General features: G+C 69.4%; 13 protein-coding genes. 8 read left to right on the forward strand and 5 right to left on the reverse strand.

Features of this window, described 5'->3' with window-relative positions; genetic code table 11:
- Positions 1-198 precede the first annotated feature (198 nt).
- Complete coding sequence (locus tag AC07PF_RS02240) at positions 199-2,544, forward strand: putative bifunctional diguanylate cyclase/phosphodiesterase (RefSeq protein WP_494610743.1); 2,346 nt, start codon at positions 199-201, stop codon at positions 2,542-2,544.
- Positions 2,545-2,551: 7 nt separating this feature from the next.
- Here AC07PF_RS02240 and AC07PF_RS02245 read toward each other — a convergent pair whose 3' ends face one another.
- Genes AC07PF_RS02245 through dapF form a run of 3 tightly spaced genes read right to left on the reverse strand, consistent with a single transcriptional unit; the run spans position 2,552 to position 5,152 of the window.
- On the reverse strand, positions 2,552-3,550 hold the full coding sequence (locus tag AC07PF_RS02245; RefSeq protein ID WP_494608609.1) for a tyrosine recombinase XerC: 999 nt from the start codon (positions 3,548-3,550) through the stop codon (positions 2,552-2,554).
- Between the two features lie 28 nt (positions 3,551-3,578).
- Positions 3,579-4,277 carry a DUF484 family protein gene (locus AC07PF_RS02250; RefSeq protein WP_494608608.1) on the reverse strand — a complete coding sequence of 233 codons (699 nt, stop codon included), beginning with the start codon at positions 4,275-4,277 and terminating at the stop codon, positions 3,579-3,581.
- Complete coding sequence (gene dapF / locus AC07PF_RS02255; RefSeq protein WP_494610744.1) at positions 4,274-5,152, reverse strand: diaminopimelate epimerase; 879 nt, start codon at positions 5,150-5,152, stop codon at positions 4,274-4,276. The genes AC07PF_RS02250 and dapF overlap by 4 nt, the downstream gene beginning before the upstream one ends.
- Before the next feature lie 135 nt (positions 5,153-5,287).
- Between dapF and AC07PF_RS02260 the strand changes: the two genes are divergently transcribed.
- The gene (locus AC07PF_RS02260; protein ID WP_494610745.1) at positions 5,288-5,992 is read left to right on the forward strand and encodes a glutathione S-transferase N-terminal domain-containing protein; all 705 of its coding nucleotides are present in this window, start codon (positions 5,288-5,290) and stop codon (positions 5,990-5,992) included.
- Positions 5,993-6,002: 10 nt separating this feature from the next.
- Here AC07PF_RS02260 and AC07PF_RS02265 read toward each other — a convergent pair whose 3' ends face one another.
- Complete coding sequence (locus tag AC07PF_RS02265) at positions 6,003-6,887, reverse strand: LysR substrate-binding domain-containing protein (protein WP_494610746.1); 885 nt, start codon at positions 6,885-6,887, stop codon at positions 6,003-6,005.
- A gap of 114 nt (positions 6,888-7,001) precedes the next feature.
- Between AC07PF_RS02265 and AC07PF_RS02270 the strand changes: the two genes are divergently transcribed.
- A complete protein-coding gene (locus tag AC07PF_RS02270; protein WP_494610747.1) occupies positions 7,002-8,204 on the forward strand; it encodes an MFS transporter in 1,203 nt (400 codons plus the stop codon).
- A gap of 39 nt (positions 8,205-8,243) precedes the next feature.
- The gene (dkgB, locus tag AC07PF_RS02275; RefSeq protein ID WP_494610748.1) at positions 8,244-9,056 is read left to right on the forward strand and encodes a 2,5-didehydrogluconate reductase DkgB; all 813 of its coding nucleotides are present in this window, start codon (positions 8,244-8,246) and stop codon (positions 9,054-9,056) included.
- A gap of 188 nt (positions 9,057-9,244) precedes the next feature.
- Here dkgB and AC07PF_RS02280 read toward each other — a convergent pair whose 3' ends face one another.
- Positions 9,245-10,117, reverse strand: a complete 873-nt coding sequence (locus AC07PF_RS02280; RefSeq protein ID WP_494610749.1) for a LysR substrate-binding domain-containing protein — start codon at positions 10,115-10,117, stop codon at positions 9,245-9,247.
- Positions 10,118-10,217: 100 nt separating this feature from the next.
- Between AC07PF_RS02280 and AC07PF_RS02285 the strand changes: the two genes are divergently transcribed.
- The 4 genes from AC07PF_RS02285 (at position 10,218) to AC07PF_RS02300 (ending at position 14,537) form a co-directional block, all read left to right on the forward strand.
- Entirely contained in the window at positions 10,218-11,180 is a 963-nt protein-coding gene (locus tag AC07PF_RS02285; protein WP_494610750.1) for a Bug family tripartite tricarboxylate transporter substrate binding protein, read from the forward strand.
- An 89-nt stretch (positions 11,181-11,269) separates the two neighbouring features.
- Positions 11,270-12,022 carry a maleate cis-trans isomerase family protein gene (locus AC07PF_RS02290; protein ID WP_007857357.1) on the forward strand — a complete coding sequence of 251 codons (753 nt, stop codon included), beginning with the start codon at positions 11,270-11,272 and terminating at the stop codon, positions 12,020-12,022.
- 75 nt (positions 12,023-12,097) lie between these two features.
- Positions 12,098-13,756, forward strand: a complete 1,659-nt coding sequence (locus tag AC07PF_RS02295) for an MBL fold metallo-hydrolase (RefSeq protein WP_494610751.1) — start codon at positions 12,098-12,100, stop codon at positions 13,754-13,756.
- Entirely contained in the window at positions 13,749-14,537 is a 789-nt protein-coding gene (locus tag AC07PF_RS02300; protein ID WP_494610753.1) for an rRNA pseudouridine synthase, read from the forward strand. The genes AC07PF_RS02295 and AC07PF_RS02300 overlap by 8 nt, the downstream gene beginning before the upstream one ends.
- The last annotated feature ends 28 nt before the right edge of the window (positions 14,538-14,565 follow it).

Consider the following 14,565-nt stretch of genomic DNA (forward strand, 5'->3'; position numbering starts at 1 on the left):
CGCAACCATCGGAGCCCGGGCGGCGCCAAAGGTTCCCTTGCGGCATGCCCTCAGGTGTTACCCGTGCGCACGCCCTGCCGGACCGGTGCACAATGGACCTGGCAAGAAAGTGTGTTCCGCCAACCCCTTGGATGTGTGATGACGCAGCCCGCCGAGCCCCCGGTGCCGGCGGCCGCTGCCCCCAACCAACCCGCTTGCATGGCAGAACCCCACGCCCTATCGCTGCTGCCCGCGCGCGTGCAGCAATGGCTGGCCCCTTACGAGGCGGATGAACCGCTGGCCGCGAGCTTTCGCGCCCAGCAGCTGCAGGCCATGCTGCGCCTGACCCCGCTGGCCATGGCTGTCAACGTCTTCAATGGGTGTTTCATTGCCTGGCGCCTGGCGACGGTGCCTTCGTGGCTCTGGGCCTGGATGCTGGCCCTGCTGTTCGTGGCGGCGCAGGGGCTGCTCGCCTGGCAACGCGCACGCCAGCGCCCACCGCGCCTGCTGGCCTCCCGCAAGGCCATCCGGCGCGCTGCCCAGCACGCCGGCGTGCTGGGGCTGCTGTGGGGCGCCATACCGGCGGCGCTCTTCGCCACGTCCCCGGCGCCGGACCAGATGATGATCCTGGCAATCAGCTGCGGAATGATCTGCGCTGGCGGCTTCGCGCTGGTGACGGTGCCCGAGGCCGCCCTGAGCTATGTGCTGCTGCTCGCGGGTGGCTCGGCCGTGGGCCTGCTCAGGGCGATGGACCAGCCGGGCACGGTGACCCTGCTGGTGCTGCTGGTGACCTATGGCCTGGTGGTGATCGCATCGGTGCGCGTGATGGCGCGGTCCTATGGCTCGCGCCTGGCTGCCGAGGCCGATGCCGCCCACCAGCAGCAGATCGTGGGCCTGCTGCTGCGCGATTTCGAGGAAAACACCAGCGACTTCCTCTGGGAGGTGTCCAGCGAAGGCACGCTGCGCCATTCCTCCAACCGCCTGGACCAGGCCCTGCGCTACAGCCGCCAGGACGATCCCGACCTGGGCCTGGTGGAGCTGATCGCCCGCACCCACCAGGGCGCAAGCCATGGCGTGGACCCAAGCAGCCACCTGCAGGCATTGCAGGCCGCCCTGCAGGGACCGCAGCCGTTCCGCGATCTGCTGGTTCCGCTGGTGATCGGCGGCCAGCTGCGCTGGTGGGCGCTCACGGCCAAGCCCATCTGGCGGCTGGACCAGACGCTGCAGGACTGGCGCGGCGTGGGCGTGGACATCACCCACAAGAAGCATGCCGAGGACGAGATGCACCGCCTGGCGCATTTCGATGTGCTGACCGGGCTGGCCAACCGGCGCCACTTCCAGCACCGCCTGCAGCAGCATTGCGCGCTGGACAGCGCAGGGGCCGGTGCTGCAGCCCTGCTGTGCCTGGACATGGACAACTTCAAGCGCGTCAACGACGCCTACGGCCACGGCAACGGCGACCTGCTGCTCAAGACCGTGGCGCAGCAGGTGCGCAGCCGCGATCTGGTGGCCCGCCTGGGCGGCGACGAGTTCGCCATCCTGCTCGACGGCGCCAGCACGCGCGCCGAGGTGCAGGTGTTCTGCGACCGCCTGGTGCGCGCCATCGAGCAGCCCTGCGATCTCTCGGGCCTGGCCGTCACGCCGCACCTGAGCATCGGCATCGCCTTCCTGCCGCACGACGGCAACCACGTGGACGCCCTGCTGCACCATGCCGACCTGGCGCTGTACGAGGCCAAGCAGCGCGGGCGTGGGCAGGTGCAGTTCTTTTCCATCGAGATGGACCAGCGTGCCCACCGGCGCATTGCCCTGGAGGACGGCCTGCGCACTGCATTGGCCCAGGGCGAGCTGCACCTGGCCTTCCAGCCGCAATGGCACCTGGCCTCGGGCCGCATCGCGGGACTGGAGGCCCTGCTGCGCTGGAACAGCGCGCGCTTTGGCAGCGTGTCGCCCGTGGAGTTCATCCCCGTGGCCGAGGAAGCGGGCCTGATCCGCGACATCGGCCTGTGGGTGCTCGAGCGCGCCTGCCAGGCCGCGCGCCAGTTGCCGGGGGACCTGGTGATGTCGGTCAACCTGTCGGTATGCCAGTTCGACGATGCCCTGTTGGCCGACAAGATCCTCGCGGTGGTGGAGCGTTGCGGCCTGCCCCCTGGGCGGCTGGAGCTGGAGATCACCGAATCGGTCTTCCTGCAGGACACGGACGACGTGATGACCACGCTGCACCGGCTGCGCCACGCGGGCGTGCGCATTGCGCTGGACGACTTCGGCACGGGCTACTCCTCGCTGGCCTACCTGCGCAGTTTTCCGTTCGATCGGCTCAAGATCGACCGCTCCTTCATCGCCCCCATCGAGGGCAGCCCCGAGTCGGAGGCCATCGTGCATTCGGTGATCGAACTGGCGCAGGCGCTGCACATGGAGACCACGGCCGAGGGCATCGAAACCGCCGAGCAGGCCCACCTGCTGCAGGGCCTGGGCTGTGTGACGGGCCAGGGCTTCTACTTTGCCCGGCCGCTGGACCTGGCGGCGGTGACGGCCTTCATCGCCGCGCAGCCGGTGACAGCGAACTGACCTCGGACTATTCGGAGCCAGGCTTGCGCCGCGCCCTCGGATGCGCCGCGTCGTACACCTTGGCCAGGTGCTGGAAATCCAGGCGCGTATAGACCTGGGTGGTGGTGATGTTGGCGTGGCCGAGCAGCTCCTGCACGGCACGCAGGTCGCCGCTGGACTGCAGCAGGTGGCTGGCGAACGAATGGCGCAGCATGTGCGGGTGCACCGGCGTGGTCAGCCCCGCCTGCTGGCTGCGCTGGCGCAGCCGCAGCCAGATGGACTGCGCCGTGAGCCGCGCGCCGCGCTGGCCCAGGAACAGCGCGGCATCCAGGCGCGCCGCGCCCTCGCCGCCGAACGGCCCGGCGCGCAGCGCCAGCCAGGCCTGGAGCGCCTCGATGGCAGACTTGCCGACGGGCACGCTGCGCCGCTTGCTGCCCTTGCCAAAGACATGGGCCTCACCGGCCTGCAGGTCGATCCAGCCGCGGCCCTGGCGCTCGGTGTCGGCGCTGGCCACGGCATCGAGCCCCGCGAGTTCGCCCACGCGCAGGCCGCAGCCGTAGAGCAGCTCCACCATGGCCGCGTCGCGCGCCTCCAGCCAGGGGTCGGCCCCGGTGTTGTCGAATTCGGCCAGGCGCACGGCGTCGTCCACGCCCAGGGCCTTGGGCAGGGGCTTGGGCGCCTTGGGCGCGCGCACGTCCTGCACCGGGTTGTGCGGCACCAGGCCCTGGCGCCCGGCCCAGACGAAAAAGCCGCGCCAGCCCGAGAGGATGAGCGCAATGCCGCGCCCGCTGCGCCCGCCGCTGTGCATCTGCGCGACGAAGCGGCGGATGTGCGCCGTCTGCAGCTGCAGCAGGGGCAGGCCCACGCCGGCCGCAAACTGCGCCAGCTTTTCCAGGTCCAGCGTGTAGAGCGTGAGCGTGCGTGCGGCCAGGCGCTTTTCCACGCGCACGTGCTCCAGGTAGCGCAGCACCTGCGGGTCTGTCGCCGGGGTGCCGGCGCCAGGGGTGGCGGATGCGGCGGAGGTCACGTGCACAGCCGTCCGTCCGCCTGACAGCTCAGCGCAGGCGCACCAGCGCCGAGCTGGCCAGCTCGGCAATGCGCGAGAGGAAGTCCGTGCCCATGGTGGCATCGAAGCGCTGGGGGTCGTGCGAGCCCAGCACCAGCAGACCGAAGGCCGGGGTGGCGCTGTCGATCGCGCCCTGGCGCAGCGGCAGCAGGGCCAGGGACTGGGCCTGCACGCCGTCGGACGTTTCGAGCCAGCCGGCAGGCTCGAAGCCCAGGTTCGGGCCGCAGAAGGGCATGGTCAGCGACGAGGCAAACGCCCGCGCGTCCTCGCTCGCTCCCTGGGCGAAGTCGGCGTCCACGTAGGGGCCGGCCACGTCCCAGACACGCACGGTGGCCTGGGGCACGTCGAACAGGGTGCGGATGCCCTCCACCACCGCCTCGGGCAGGTCGAAGGGCTCCTTGACCTGCAGCAGCGCGCTGGTCCACTGGTGCACCTTGGCCGCAATGGCGGTGTTCTCGCCGCTGTTGCGCACCATGTCCATCACGCGGTGCTCCAGGCCCTTGATCTTCTCGCGCAGCATCTCGGCCTGGCGCTCCTGCAGGCTCACGGCGCGGGTCCCATGGGGGCTGGTGATCTGCACGCTGGCCAGCACTTCGGCGTGGCGCTCGAAGAAGCCGGGCGTGTTCTCCAGGAAGCGGGCGATATCGTCTTCGGTGATGGGCGGGATGTGGGTGCTGGGGTTGGTCATGCTGCGTCCGGAATGTCGATCTGGCCTTCGAATACGGTGGTGGCCGGGCCGGTCATGAAAAGGGAGTCGGAATCCTGCCCGCTCCAGGCGATGGTCAGGCGCCCGCCGTGCATGTCCACATGCACCTCCTGGTCGAGCAGCCCGAGGCGGATGCCGGCGGCCACGGCCGCACAGGCGCCCGAGCCACAGGCCAGGGTCTCGCCCGTGCCGCGCTCGAACACGCGCAGGCGCACATGGCCCCGGTCCACGATCTGCATGAAGCCGGCATTCACGCGCTCCGGAAAGCGCGCGTGGCTCTCGATCAGCGGGCCCCACAGGCCCACGGGCGCCGTATCCACGCTGTCCACCAGCTGCACCGCATGCGGGTTGCCCATGGAGACCACGGCCACCGGCACGGTCACCGGGATGCCCTGCACGTCGAACGACAGCGGCCAGGTGCGGCCCTTGCCCTGCGCCGTGGGAGTGAGGGCTGCGGCATCGAAGGGCACGCGGGGCTCGTCGAGCACCGGCACGCCCATGTCCACCGTGACCCGGCCGTCGGCATTGAGTTGGGGCGAGAGCACGCCGCTGAGCGTCTGCACGCGGATCGTGTCCTTGTCCGTCAGGCCCTTGTCGCGCACGTAGCGTGCAAAGCAGCGCGAGCCGTTGCCGCACTGGCCCACCTCGCCGCCATCGGCGTTGTGGATCACATATTCGAAGTCGATGCCCTCGGCGGGCGAGGGCCGCACGGTGAGGATCTGGTCGGCGCCCACGCCGAAATGGCGGTCTGCCAGGTAGCGGTACTGGCTGGCCGTGAGATTCAGGCGCGCGCGGGTCTCGTCGAGCACGACGAAGTCGTTGCCCGCGCCCTGCATTTTGGTGAAGTGGATCTTCATGCCCGGATTATCGTCGGTGCAAGGCCGGCCCTGCCAGAGACCGTGGCAATGGCAATACCCCCATCGGGCACGGAATCGGCCAAGGCGTTTAGGCTAGCGGCTTCATTCTCTTGCGACACAACGAACGAGGAGCCCATGGCAGACATTTCCGCTTTCCCCATCACCCGCAAGTGGCCCGCCCAGCACCCGGACCGCATCCAGCTGTACTCGCTGCCCACGCCCAATGGCGTGAAGGCCTCGATCGCGCTTGAAGAGCTGGGCTTGCCCTACGAGCCGCACCTGGTGAGTTTCGAGACCAACGACCAGACTTCGCCCGAGTTCCTGTCGCTCAACCCCAACAACAAGATCCCCGCCATCCTCGACCCCGATGGCCCGGGCGGCAAGCCGCTGGCGCTGTTCGAGTCCGGCGCCATCCTGGTCTACCTGGCCGACAAGACCGGCCGGCTGGTGCCCCAGGACGCAGCGGCCCGCTATGAAACCCTGCAGTGGGTGATGTGGCAGATGGGCGGCGTGGGCCCGATGTTCGGGCAGCTCGGCTTCTTCCACAAGTTCGCCGGCAAGGACTTCGAGGACAAGCGCCCGCGCGACCGCTACGTGGCCGAGTCCAAGCGCCTGCTGGGCGTGCTGGACCAGCGCCTGGCCGGCCGCCAGTGGGTGATGGGCGACAAGTACACCATTGCCGACATCGCCATCCTGCCCTGGGTGCGCAACCTGGTGGGCTTCTATGGCGCGGGCGAACTGGTGGAGTTCGACCAGTTCAAGGAAATCAAACGCGTGCTGGACGCCTTCGTGGCGCGCCCGGCCGTGGCCAAAGGGTTGAACATTCCCGCACGCGGCTGAGCGGTCGAGCTCAGCCCATTCGTTCCTGGAGAAAATCCAGGAAGCACGCAATGCGCGCGGCCAGCTGCGTGTTGCGGTAGTAGACCGCGTTGATGGGCTGGCGCACGTCCACCGTGTCGCGCGCCAGCACCTGCACCAGGCGGCCGGCCTCGCGGTCGCCCGCGCTCATGAAATCCGACAGGCACACCAGCCCCACGTCCTGCAGCGCCAGTTGGCGCAGGGTTTCGCCGCTCGACGCGGTGAGGCTGGGCACGATGGGCCATTCATCCCCGTGCACGCCGCGCAGCGGCCAGCGGTTGAGTGACTCGGGCTGGTTGAAGCCCAGCAGCATGTGGCCGGCCAGGTCGGCCACGCCCTTGGGCTTGCCCATGCGCGCCAGGTAGCCGGGACTGGCCAGCACGCGCAGGCGGCTGGTGCACAGCGGCCGCGCATGCAGCGTCGAGTCCTGCAGCCGGCCGATGCGGATGGCCACGTCCGTGCGCTGCTCCAGCAGGTCGATGTTCATCTCATCCGTGTTGAGCTCCAGCGTGATCTGCGGGTAGGCCGCGCGGAACGCCGGTACCAGCGGCACCACGGCGTGCAGCATGAAGGGCGTGGCCGCATTCACGCGCAGCCGTCCAGCGGGCTGCTGGCGCCGCGCCGCCATGTGCTCCTCTGCATCGTCGATGGACGCCAGGATGGCGCGCGTGCGCTGCAAAAAGCCCTGCCCCTCCTCGGTCAGCTCGATGCGCCGCGTGGTGCGGCGCAGCAGCGTGGTCTCGAGCTTCTTTTCCAGCCGCGCCAGGGCCCGGCTGATGCCCGAGACCGTCTGCCCCTGCTGGTCGGCGGCAGCGGTGATCGACCCGCCATCGACCACGGCGACAAAGGCCTGCAACTCTTCCAGGGTGGTTTTCATGGATTTTTCCAGCCTCGATTGTTGATTCACAGTCAAGTATCTATCGAGCGTAACCGTCTTTTTCTGCACGACTGAAAAACCCACACTCCTGTCCATTCCCACAGGAGTGTTTCCATGCCCATTGCCTTGCTCGCGCTGACGCTCAGCGCATTCGCCATCGGCACGACGGAGTTCGTGATCGTCGGCCTGCTGCCCACCGTGGCGGCCGACCTGTCCATCAGCATCCCCTCGGCGGGCCTGCTGGTGAGCCTGTATGCGCTGGGGGTCGCCGTGGGCGCCCCGGTGCTCACCGCGCTGACCGGCAAGCTGCCGCGCAAGGCGCTGCTGCTGTCGCTGATGGCCCTGTTCACTGCCGGCAACCTGCTCGCCTGGCAGGCACCGAGCTACGAATCGCTGGTGGCCGCGCGCATCCTCACCGGCCTGGCGCACGGAGTGTTCTTCTCGATCGGCTCGACCATCGCCACCGGGCTGGTGCCGCGCGAGAAGGCCGCCAGTGCCATTGCCATCATGTTCACCGGCCTCACCGTGGCCCTGGTCACCGGCGTGCCGCTGGGCACCTTCATCGGCCAGCACTTCGGCTGGCGCGAGACTTTCCTGGCCGTCTCGGCGCTGGGTGTGGTCGCCTTCACCGGCAGCGCGCTCTTCGTGCCACGCAACATCGCCCACACCCCTCCGGCCTCGCTGCTGCAGCAGGCCCGGGTGCTGGCCGAGCCACGCCTGCTGCTGGTGTATGCCAAGACGGCCATCGGCTACGGCGGCAGCTTCATCCCCTTCACCTTCCTCGCGCCCATCCTCACCGACATCTCGGGCTTCAGCGCCGGCGCGGTCGGCTGGGTGATGCTGGTGTATGGCGTGTCGGTCGCGGTGGGCAACATCTGGGGCGGCCGGCTGGCCGACCGGCTGGGCCCGATCCCTGCGCTGCGCATCGTGTTCGCGCTGCTGGCCGCCGTACTGCTGCTGTTGCAGTTCACCGCGCCGCACCCCTGGCTGGCGCTGGTGACCGTGCTGCTCTGGGGCGCCGTGGCCTTCGGCAATGTGCCCGGGCTGCAGGTCTACGTGGTCAAGCAGGCCGAGCGCTTCACGCCCCAGGCGGTGGACGTGGCCTCGGGCCTGAACATCGCCGCCTTCAACCTGGGCATTGCCGGCGCCGCCTGGGCCGGTGGCCTGATCGTGACGCACCTGGGCCTCATGCACACGCCCTGGATCGGCGCCGTGGTGGTGCTGGGCTCCCTGGCCCTGGCGCACTACAGCGGCGTACTGGACCGCCGTGCCGGCATCCCGGTGCGCGCCAGCGGACCGGTGCCCGTGGGCCATTGAACCCTTCTTTTCCCAATCCCTTTGACACGGAGCTTTCCCATGCATTCTTCTTCCATTCCCGCATTCGGCCTGGGCACCTTCCGGCTGCAGGACCAGGTCGCCATCGACTCGGTGCGCAACGCTCTCGACCTGGGCTACCGCCTGGTCGACACGGCCCAGATCTATGGCAACGAGGCGGCCGTCGGCCAGGCCATCGCCGAAAGCGGCGTGCCGCGCGGCGAACTGTTCATCACCACCAAGGTCTGGACCGAGAACCTGGCCGCGGACAAGCTCATCCCCAGCCTCAAAGACAGCCTCGCCAAGCTGCGCAGCGAGCAGGTGGACTTGGCGCTGATCCACTGGCCCTCGCCCGGCGGTGCCGTCCCCGTGACCGAGTTCATGGGCGCCCTGGCCGAAGCCAGGGCCCAGGGCCTGGCCGCGCAGATCGGCGTCTCCAACTTCACCGTGGCGCTGCTGCAGCAGGCCATTGCCGCCGTGGGCGCAGGCGCCATCGCCGCCAACCAGGTCGAGCTGCACCCCTACCTGCAGAACCGCGCCGTGGTCGACTTCGCCCGCAGCCAGGGCATCCACGTCACCTCGTACATGACGCTGGCCTACGGCAAGGTGCTGAACGACCCGGTGATCGAAGCCATTGCCCGCGCGCACGGCTCCACCACGGCCCAGGTGGCGCTGGCCTGGGCGTTGCAACAGGGCTACGCGGTGATCCCTTCGTCCACCCGGCGCGAGAACCTGGCCAGCAATCTCCTGGCACAGCAGTTGCGCCTCGCCGATGCCGAGATGGCGCAGATCGCCGCGCTGGACCGCGGCGGCCGCCTCGTGAATCCTGACGGCCTGGCTCCCGCCTGGGATTGATTCGGTACATCCCCCTGAGTCGCTTCGCGCCTTCCCCCTTCTCTCGAATTGCTGCGCAATTCGGGAAGGGGGACACTGCCAGCGCGGCGGGGCGGCCCTTGCGCGGCAGTCCCGGCATGGGCAGCGCCAATTTCTCGGCCTGTGAGCAAGCGACACATGACGTCGTGACGCTGCAAGGAAAGCTTGCCTCAGACGCCTGCCACCACGCGCACGAAGGCCGGCACCACGCCCAGATGGTCGTCGCGCCGCTGCAGCGCATGCACGTCGGCACGCGGCGCCTTGGCCCCTAGAGTTTTGAGCACCACGCGGGCGCCGAACAAGTTGCCAAGCGACGATGGCACCAGGGCCACGCCCAACCCTGCAGCCACCAGGCTCAGCAGGGCCGCCAGCTCCACCGTGGTCTGCGCCACCCGGGGCGCAAAGCCGGCCTGCACGCAGCACTGCACCATGTGCTCGGCATGGGCCGACGAGTCGCGGCGCAGCATCACGAAGGCTTCGCTGCGCAGGTCCCTCAAGGCCAGCGCCTTGCGGGCCGCCAGCGGGTGGCCGGGCGGCAGGGCCGCGACCACGGGGTCGGGCCACAGCAGGGTGCTGGCGAGCTGGTCGTCGTTGACCGCCGTGCGCGAGATGCCCACGTCGATGCGCTTGTCGCGCAGGGCCGCCTGCTGCAGCGAGGGCTGCATCTCGTGCAGCACCACGTCCACGCCGGGGTGGCTTTGCCGGTAGCGCGCCAAGGCCGCAGGAAACGGCCCCAGAAAGTGCGAGCCCGAGAGCCCCACCTCGATGCGCCCGGCCTGCCCCTGGCCGATGGCCGCCACCCGCTGGCGCGCCGTGTCCAGCCGCTCCAGCACGGCGCGTGCATCGACCAGGTAGGCCTGTCCGGCCAGCGTCAGCTCCACGCGCCGGCTGGTGCGCACGAACAGCTGGGCGCCCAGTTCGGCCTCCAGCTGGGCGATCTGCAGGCTCAGCGGCGGCTGCGAGACATGCAGGCGCTGCGCGGCGCGCGTGAAGCTCAGCTCTTCTGCCAGGGCTATGAAGTAGCGCAGGTGCCGCAGTTCCATTGATACCCCAAAAGTCTTGATCAAGACCAACAATATATTGGACTGCGGGTTCGCTTGTTTCCACAATACCCCCTGACAACAACACCAGGTGGAGACAAACATGACGATCAAGCACAGCCTGCTGGCTGCCACGCTGGCCCTTTCGGGCCTGGCCTCGGCGCAGGACAACTACCCCAGCAAAGCCATCACGCTCACCGTGCCCAACCCGCCCGGCGGGGTGGTGGACACCTCGGCCCGGCTGCTCAACGAGCCGCTGGCGCGCGTGCTGGGCCAGCCCGTGGTGATCGACAACAAGGCCGGCGGCAGCGGCAACGTGGCCTACGGCGCCGTGGCCCGCGCCAAGGCCGATGGCTACAACCTGCTGATCTCGTACTCGGCCTACCACGTTGGTAACCCGGCGCTCACCCCGAACCTGCCCTGGGAGGCCAAGGACTTCACCCCGGTGGCCCTGCTCACCGTGGCCACCAATGTGATTGCGGCCCACCCTTCGGTGCCGGCCAACACCCTCAAGGAATTCATCGCCTACCTCAAGGCCAACCCGGGCAAGGTGAACTACGCCTCGCAGGGCAACGGCTCGCTCTCGCACATCGGCACCGAGATCTTCAAGCAGCAGAGCGGCACCTTCATGACCCACATCCCCTACCGCGGTTCGGGCCCGGCCGTGGCCGACGTGCTGGCCGGCCAGGTGCAGGTGTTCATCACCACGCCGCCGTCGGTCATGCAGCATGTGGTCAGCGGCAAGCTCAAGGCCTTTGCCGTGACCGGCACCAAGCGCCACCCCGGCCTCCCCAATGTGCCCACGGTGACCGAGGCCGGCATGCCCGACTTCAAGCTCGAAGCCTGGGTGGGCCTGTTCGCCCCGGCGGCCACGCCCCCCGCCGTGGTCACCAAGCTCACGGCCGACGTGAAGAAGGCGCTGGAGATGCCCGAGACGCGCCAGCGCGCCGACGCCGCCGGCATCGAGCTGCGCTACCTGCCGCCCGAGGCGCTGGGCGATCTCGTGAAAACTGAAACCGCCTACTGGGCCAAGACCATCAAGGGCGCGGGCATCAAGGCCGACTGACCCGCCAAGGATTCTCCCTGCGTGATCCCGTCCCCGGCGCCTCCAGCGCCGGGCAGGCAGCGCTTTGCCATTTTTCCTGAAAGACCACCATGCAACGCACCTACCGCATCGGGCAGATCGTGCCCAGCTCCAACACCACCATGGAGACCGAGATCCCCGCCATGCTGCGCGCCCGTGAGCAGATCCTGCCCGAGCGCTTCAGCTTCCATGCCAGTCGCATGCGCATGCAGAAGGTCACCAAGGAAGAGCTGGCCGCCATGGACCGCGACTCCGACCGCTGCGCGCTGGAACTGTCCGATGGGAAGATGGACGTGATGGGCTATGCCTGCCTGGTGGCCATCATGAGCATGGGCCTGGGCTACCACCGCACGTCCGAAAAGCGGCTGCACGAGATCACCGTGGCCAACGGCAAGCCCGCGCCCGTGGTATCGAGCGCGGGCGCGCTGGTCGAGGGCCTGAAGGCCATGGGTGCCAAGAGGGTCTCGGTGCTCACCCCCTACATGAAGCCGCTCACCCAGCTGGTGGTGGACTACATCGAGCACGAGGGTATTGCCGTGCACGACAGCCTGTCGCTGGAGATCGCGGACAACCTGGAGGTGGGCGCACAGGACCCCGCCGCCCCGGCGCAGATCGTGCAGCGCCTGGACACCCGCGGCGTGGACGTGGTGGTGATCTCCGCTTGCGTGCAGATGCCCTCGCTGGCCTCGGTGCAGGTAGCGCAGGACCGGCTGGGCATCCCCGTGGTGTCCGCTGCCGCGTGCACCACCTGGGCCATGCTCAAGCGCCTGGGCCTCGAAACCCGGGTGCCCAACGCAGGCGCCCTGCTCTCCGGCAGGTATTGATCCCCAGGGCAAAGCCCCGCATGTTCCAGCAGCGGGCGGCCGGCAGGTGGCCGGGCAACACCCGATAATGGCCCCATGCCCCGCCTCAGCCAGCAACTCCACCCCCACCGCGAACCCGTACCCACCCGCCTGGCCGCCACCGTGCTGCTGCTGCGCGATGCCGAGGGCGACGGGACGCTGGAGGTGCTGATGACGCGGCGCTCGCCCAACGCGAGCTTTGCCCCGGGCGCCTACGTCTTCCCGGGCGGCGGTATCGATGCGCTCGACGCCCAGTCGCACCCGGTGGCGGACCGCCGCCCGGCCCAGACCGACCTGCACCTGACCCAGGCCATCGCCGCCATCCGCGAGAGCTTCGAGGAACTGGGCGTGCTGCTCGCGCGCCACCCCGACGGCCGCATGGCCGATGCCGCCGACATTGCCGCACTGGACCGCAGCGCGCCGTTTGCCGCGCAGTGCGAGGCCCGTGGCCTGCGCCTGGCGGCCGACAGCGTGTACCTGCTGGCCTACTGGACGGCCGACCGCGACCTGCCGCGCCGCTTCGAGGTGCCCTTCCTGGCGGCGCGCATGCCCGAAGGCCAGACCCCGGTGGCCGACGAGGCCGAGCAGTTCGAGCCGGTGTGGGTGCGCCCCGCCGATGCGCTGGCGCGGCACGAGGCAGGCCAGTTCTTCATGATCTTCCCGACCATCCGCACGCTGCAGCGGCTGGCCAAGTTCAAGAACACCCAGGCTGTGCTGGACGCCCTGGCCAGCGAACAGCCCCTGTGGGTGAGCTGCCCGCGCGCCGGCCTGCTGGCCGGCAAGGAGTCGCGCTACATGGAAGACGAGATGCCCTTCGGCGAGCTGGCGCTGGTCTGCCCCGACGGGCAGATCGTGCACCCGCTGGACTGGCAGACCGACCACCCCGTGCCCTTGCTCAAGAACGTGCAGCGCCTCACGGCGCCCAACTCGGGGGTGATGACCGGCCCAGGCACCAACAGCTATCTGGTGGGCGACCCGACCACGGGCTTCATCGCCATCGACCCGGGCCCGGCCGACCTGGAACACCTGGAAAAACTCTGGCGCGCCGCCGGTGGCGATATCCGCGCCATCGTGTGCACGCATTCGCATCCCGACCACTCCCCGGGGGCCGCTCCGCTGCAGGCCCTGTGCGCGCGGGCCGGCCAGAGCGCCCCACCCATCCTGGGCCTGCGCTCGGCCCCCACGGCCCGCGTGGCCAGCACCTTCACACCCGAACGCGAACTGGCCGATGGCGAGCGCCTGGTGCTGTCCACCGATGCCGCCACCCACCACACCCTGCTGGTGATCCACACCCCCGGCCATGCGGCCAACCACCTGTGCCTGCTGCTCGAGGAAGACGGCCTGCTGTTCAGCGGCGACCACATCCTCAACGGCAGCACTACGGTGATCGACCCGCCGGACGGCAACATGGCCGACTACCTCGATTCGCTGGACGCGCTGGATGCCGCCTGCGAGCAGCATGGCGTGAACTTCATCCTGCCCGCGCACGGCTACGTGCTGGGCGAAGCGCGCGGCGCGATCGCCCGCCTGAAGGCCCACCGCCTGGCACGCGAAGCCAAAGTGCTGGCTGCCATGCAGGCCCTGCCCCAGGGCAGCATGGACGACTGGGTGCGCCATGCCTACGACGATGTGCCCCCGCGCATGTGGCCCGTCGCCCAGCGCTCGCTGCTCGCCCACGTAGAGCGCATCCGCGCCATGGAACCCGGTAATGACTGAAAAAAATCCTGAAGCCGGCCATGTGCGCCTGGCCAAGCGCGTGGCCGAGCAGCTCAACTGCTCGCGCAGCACGGCCGAACAATTCATCGAGGGCGGCTTCGTGAGCGTCGAGGGCGCCGTGGTCGAGGCGCCCGGCGCGCGCGTGGCGCCGCACCAGAGCGTGGCCGTGGACCCGGACGCGAGCCTGCTGGAGCTCACCCCCGTCACCCTGCTGCTGCACAAGCCCGCCGGATTCGAGGCGGGCCTGGGTGCCTCGGGCCAGGCTGGCGCCGCCCACGCGAGCCGCAGCCAGGGCGCGACGCCCGCAGTGACCCTGCTGGCCGTCGCCTCGCACCTGCCCGAGGACGCCTCGGGCATCCGCGTGCTGCAACGCCATTTCCGCCAGCTCGAATGCTTCACCCCTCTGCCCACCGAGGCCAGCGGCCTCGTGGTCTACACGCAGGACAAGCGCATTGCACGTAAGCTGGCCGAGGACATCGAATCGCTGGAGCAGGAATGCCTCGTGGAGGTGGCCGGCGAGATCGCGCCCAACGGGCTGCAGCGGCTGTGCCACGGCCTGTCGTTCAACGGCCGCGCGCTGCCGCCCATCAAGGTGAGCTGGCAGAACGAGACCCGGCTGCGCTTTGCGCTCAAGGGCATCCGCCCGGGGCAGATTCCGGCCATGTGTGAGGCCGTGGGCCTGCGCGTGGTGGCCATCAAGCGCCTGCGCATCGGCCGCGTGCCCCTGGCCAAGGTGCCCGAGGGCCAGTGGCGCTACCTGCAGCCCTGGGAGCGATTCTGATCGGTACTCGTCAGCTATCAAAAGGTGA

The sequence above is a fragment of the Acidovorax sp. GW821-FHT10A04 genome, assembly GCF_059415825.1.

Bases quoted from the DNA above. Each gene is read 5' to 3' on its own strand.
- AC07PF_RS02240 (WP_494610743.1), top strand. From the start codon at position 199: ATGGCAGAACCCCACGCCCTATCGCTGCTGCCCGCGCGCGTGCAGCAA.
- AC07PF_RS02250 (WP_494608608.1), bottom strand. From the start codon at position 4,277: ATGACCAACCCCAGCACCCACATCCCGCCCATCACCGAAGACGATATC.
- dapF (WP_494610744.1), bottom strand. From the start codon at position 5,152: ATGAAGATCCACTTCACCAAAATGCAGGGCGCGGGCAACGACTTCGTC.
- AC07PF_RS02260 (WP_494610745.1), top strand. From the start codon at position 5,288: ATGGCAGACATTTCCGCTTTCCCCATCACCCGCAAGTGGCCCGCCCAG.
- AC07PF_RS02265 (WP_494610746.1), bottom strand. From the start codon at position 6,887: ATGAAAACCACCCTGGAAGAGTTGCAGGCCTTTGTCGCCGTGGTCGAT.
- AC07PF_RS02270 (WP_494610747.1), top strand. From the start codon at position 7,002: ATGCCCATTGCCTTGCTCGCGCTGACGCTCAGCGCATTCGCCATCGGC.
- dkgB (WP_494610748.1), top strand. From the start codon at position 8,244: ATGCATTCTTCTTCCATTCCCGCATTCGGCCTGGGCACCTTCCGGCTG.
- AC07PF_RS02280 (WP_494610749.1), bottom strand. From the start codon at position 10,117: ATGGAACTGCGGCACCTGCGCTACTTCATAGCCCTGGCAGAAGAGCTG.
- AC07PF_RS02285 (WP_494610750.1), top strand. From the start codon at position 10,218: ATGACGATCAAGCACAGCCTGCTGGCTGCCACGCTGGCCCTTTCGGGC.
- AC07PF_RS02290 (WP_007857357.1), top strand. From the start codon at position 11,270: ATGCAACGCACCTACCGCATCGGGCAGATCGTGCCCAGCTCCAACACC.
- AC07PF_RS02295 (WP_494610751.1), top strand. From the start codon at position 12,098: ATGCCCCGCCTCAGCCAGCAACTCCACCCCCACCGCGAACCCGTACCC.
- AC07PF_RS02300 (WP_494610753.1), top strand. From the start codon at position 13,749: ATGACTGAAAAAAATCCTGAAGCCGGCCATGTGCGCCTGGCCAAGCGC.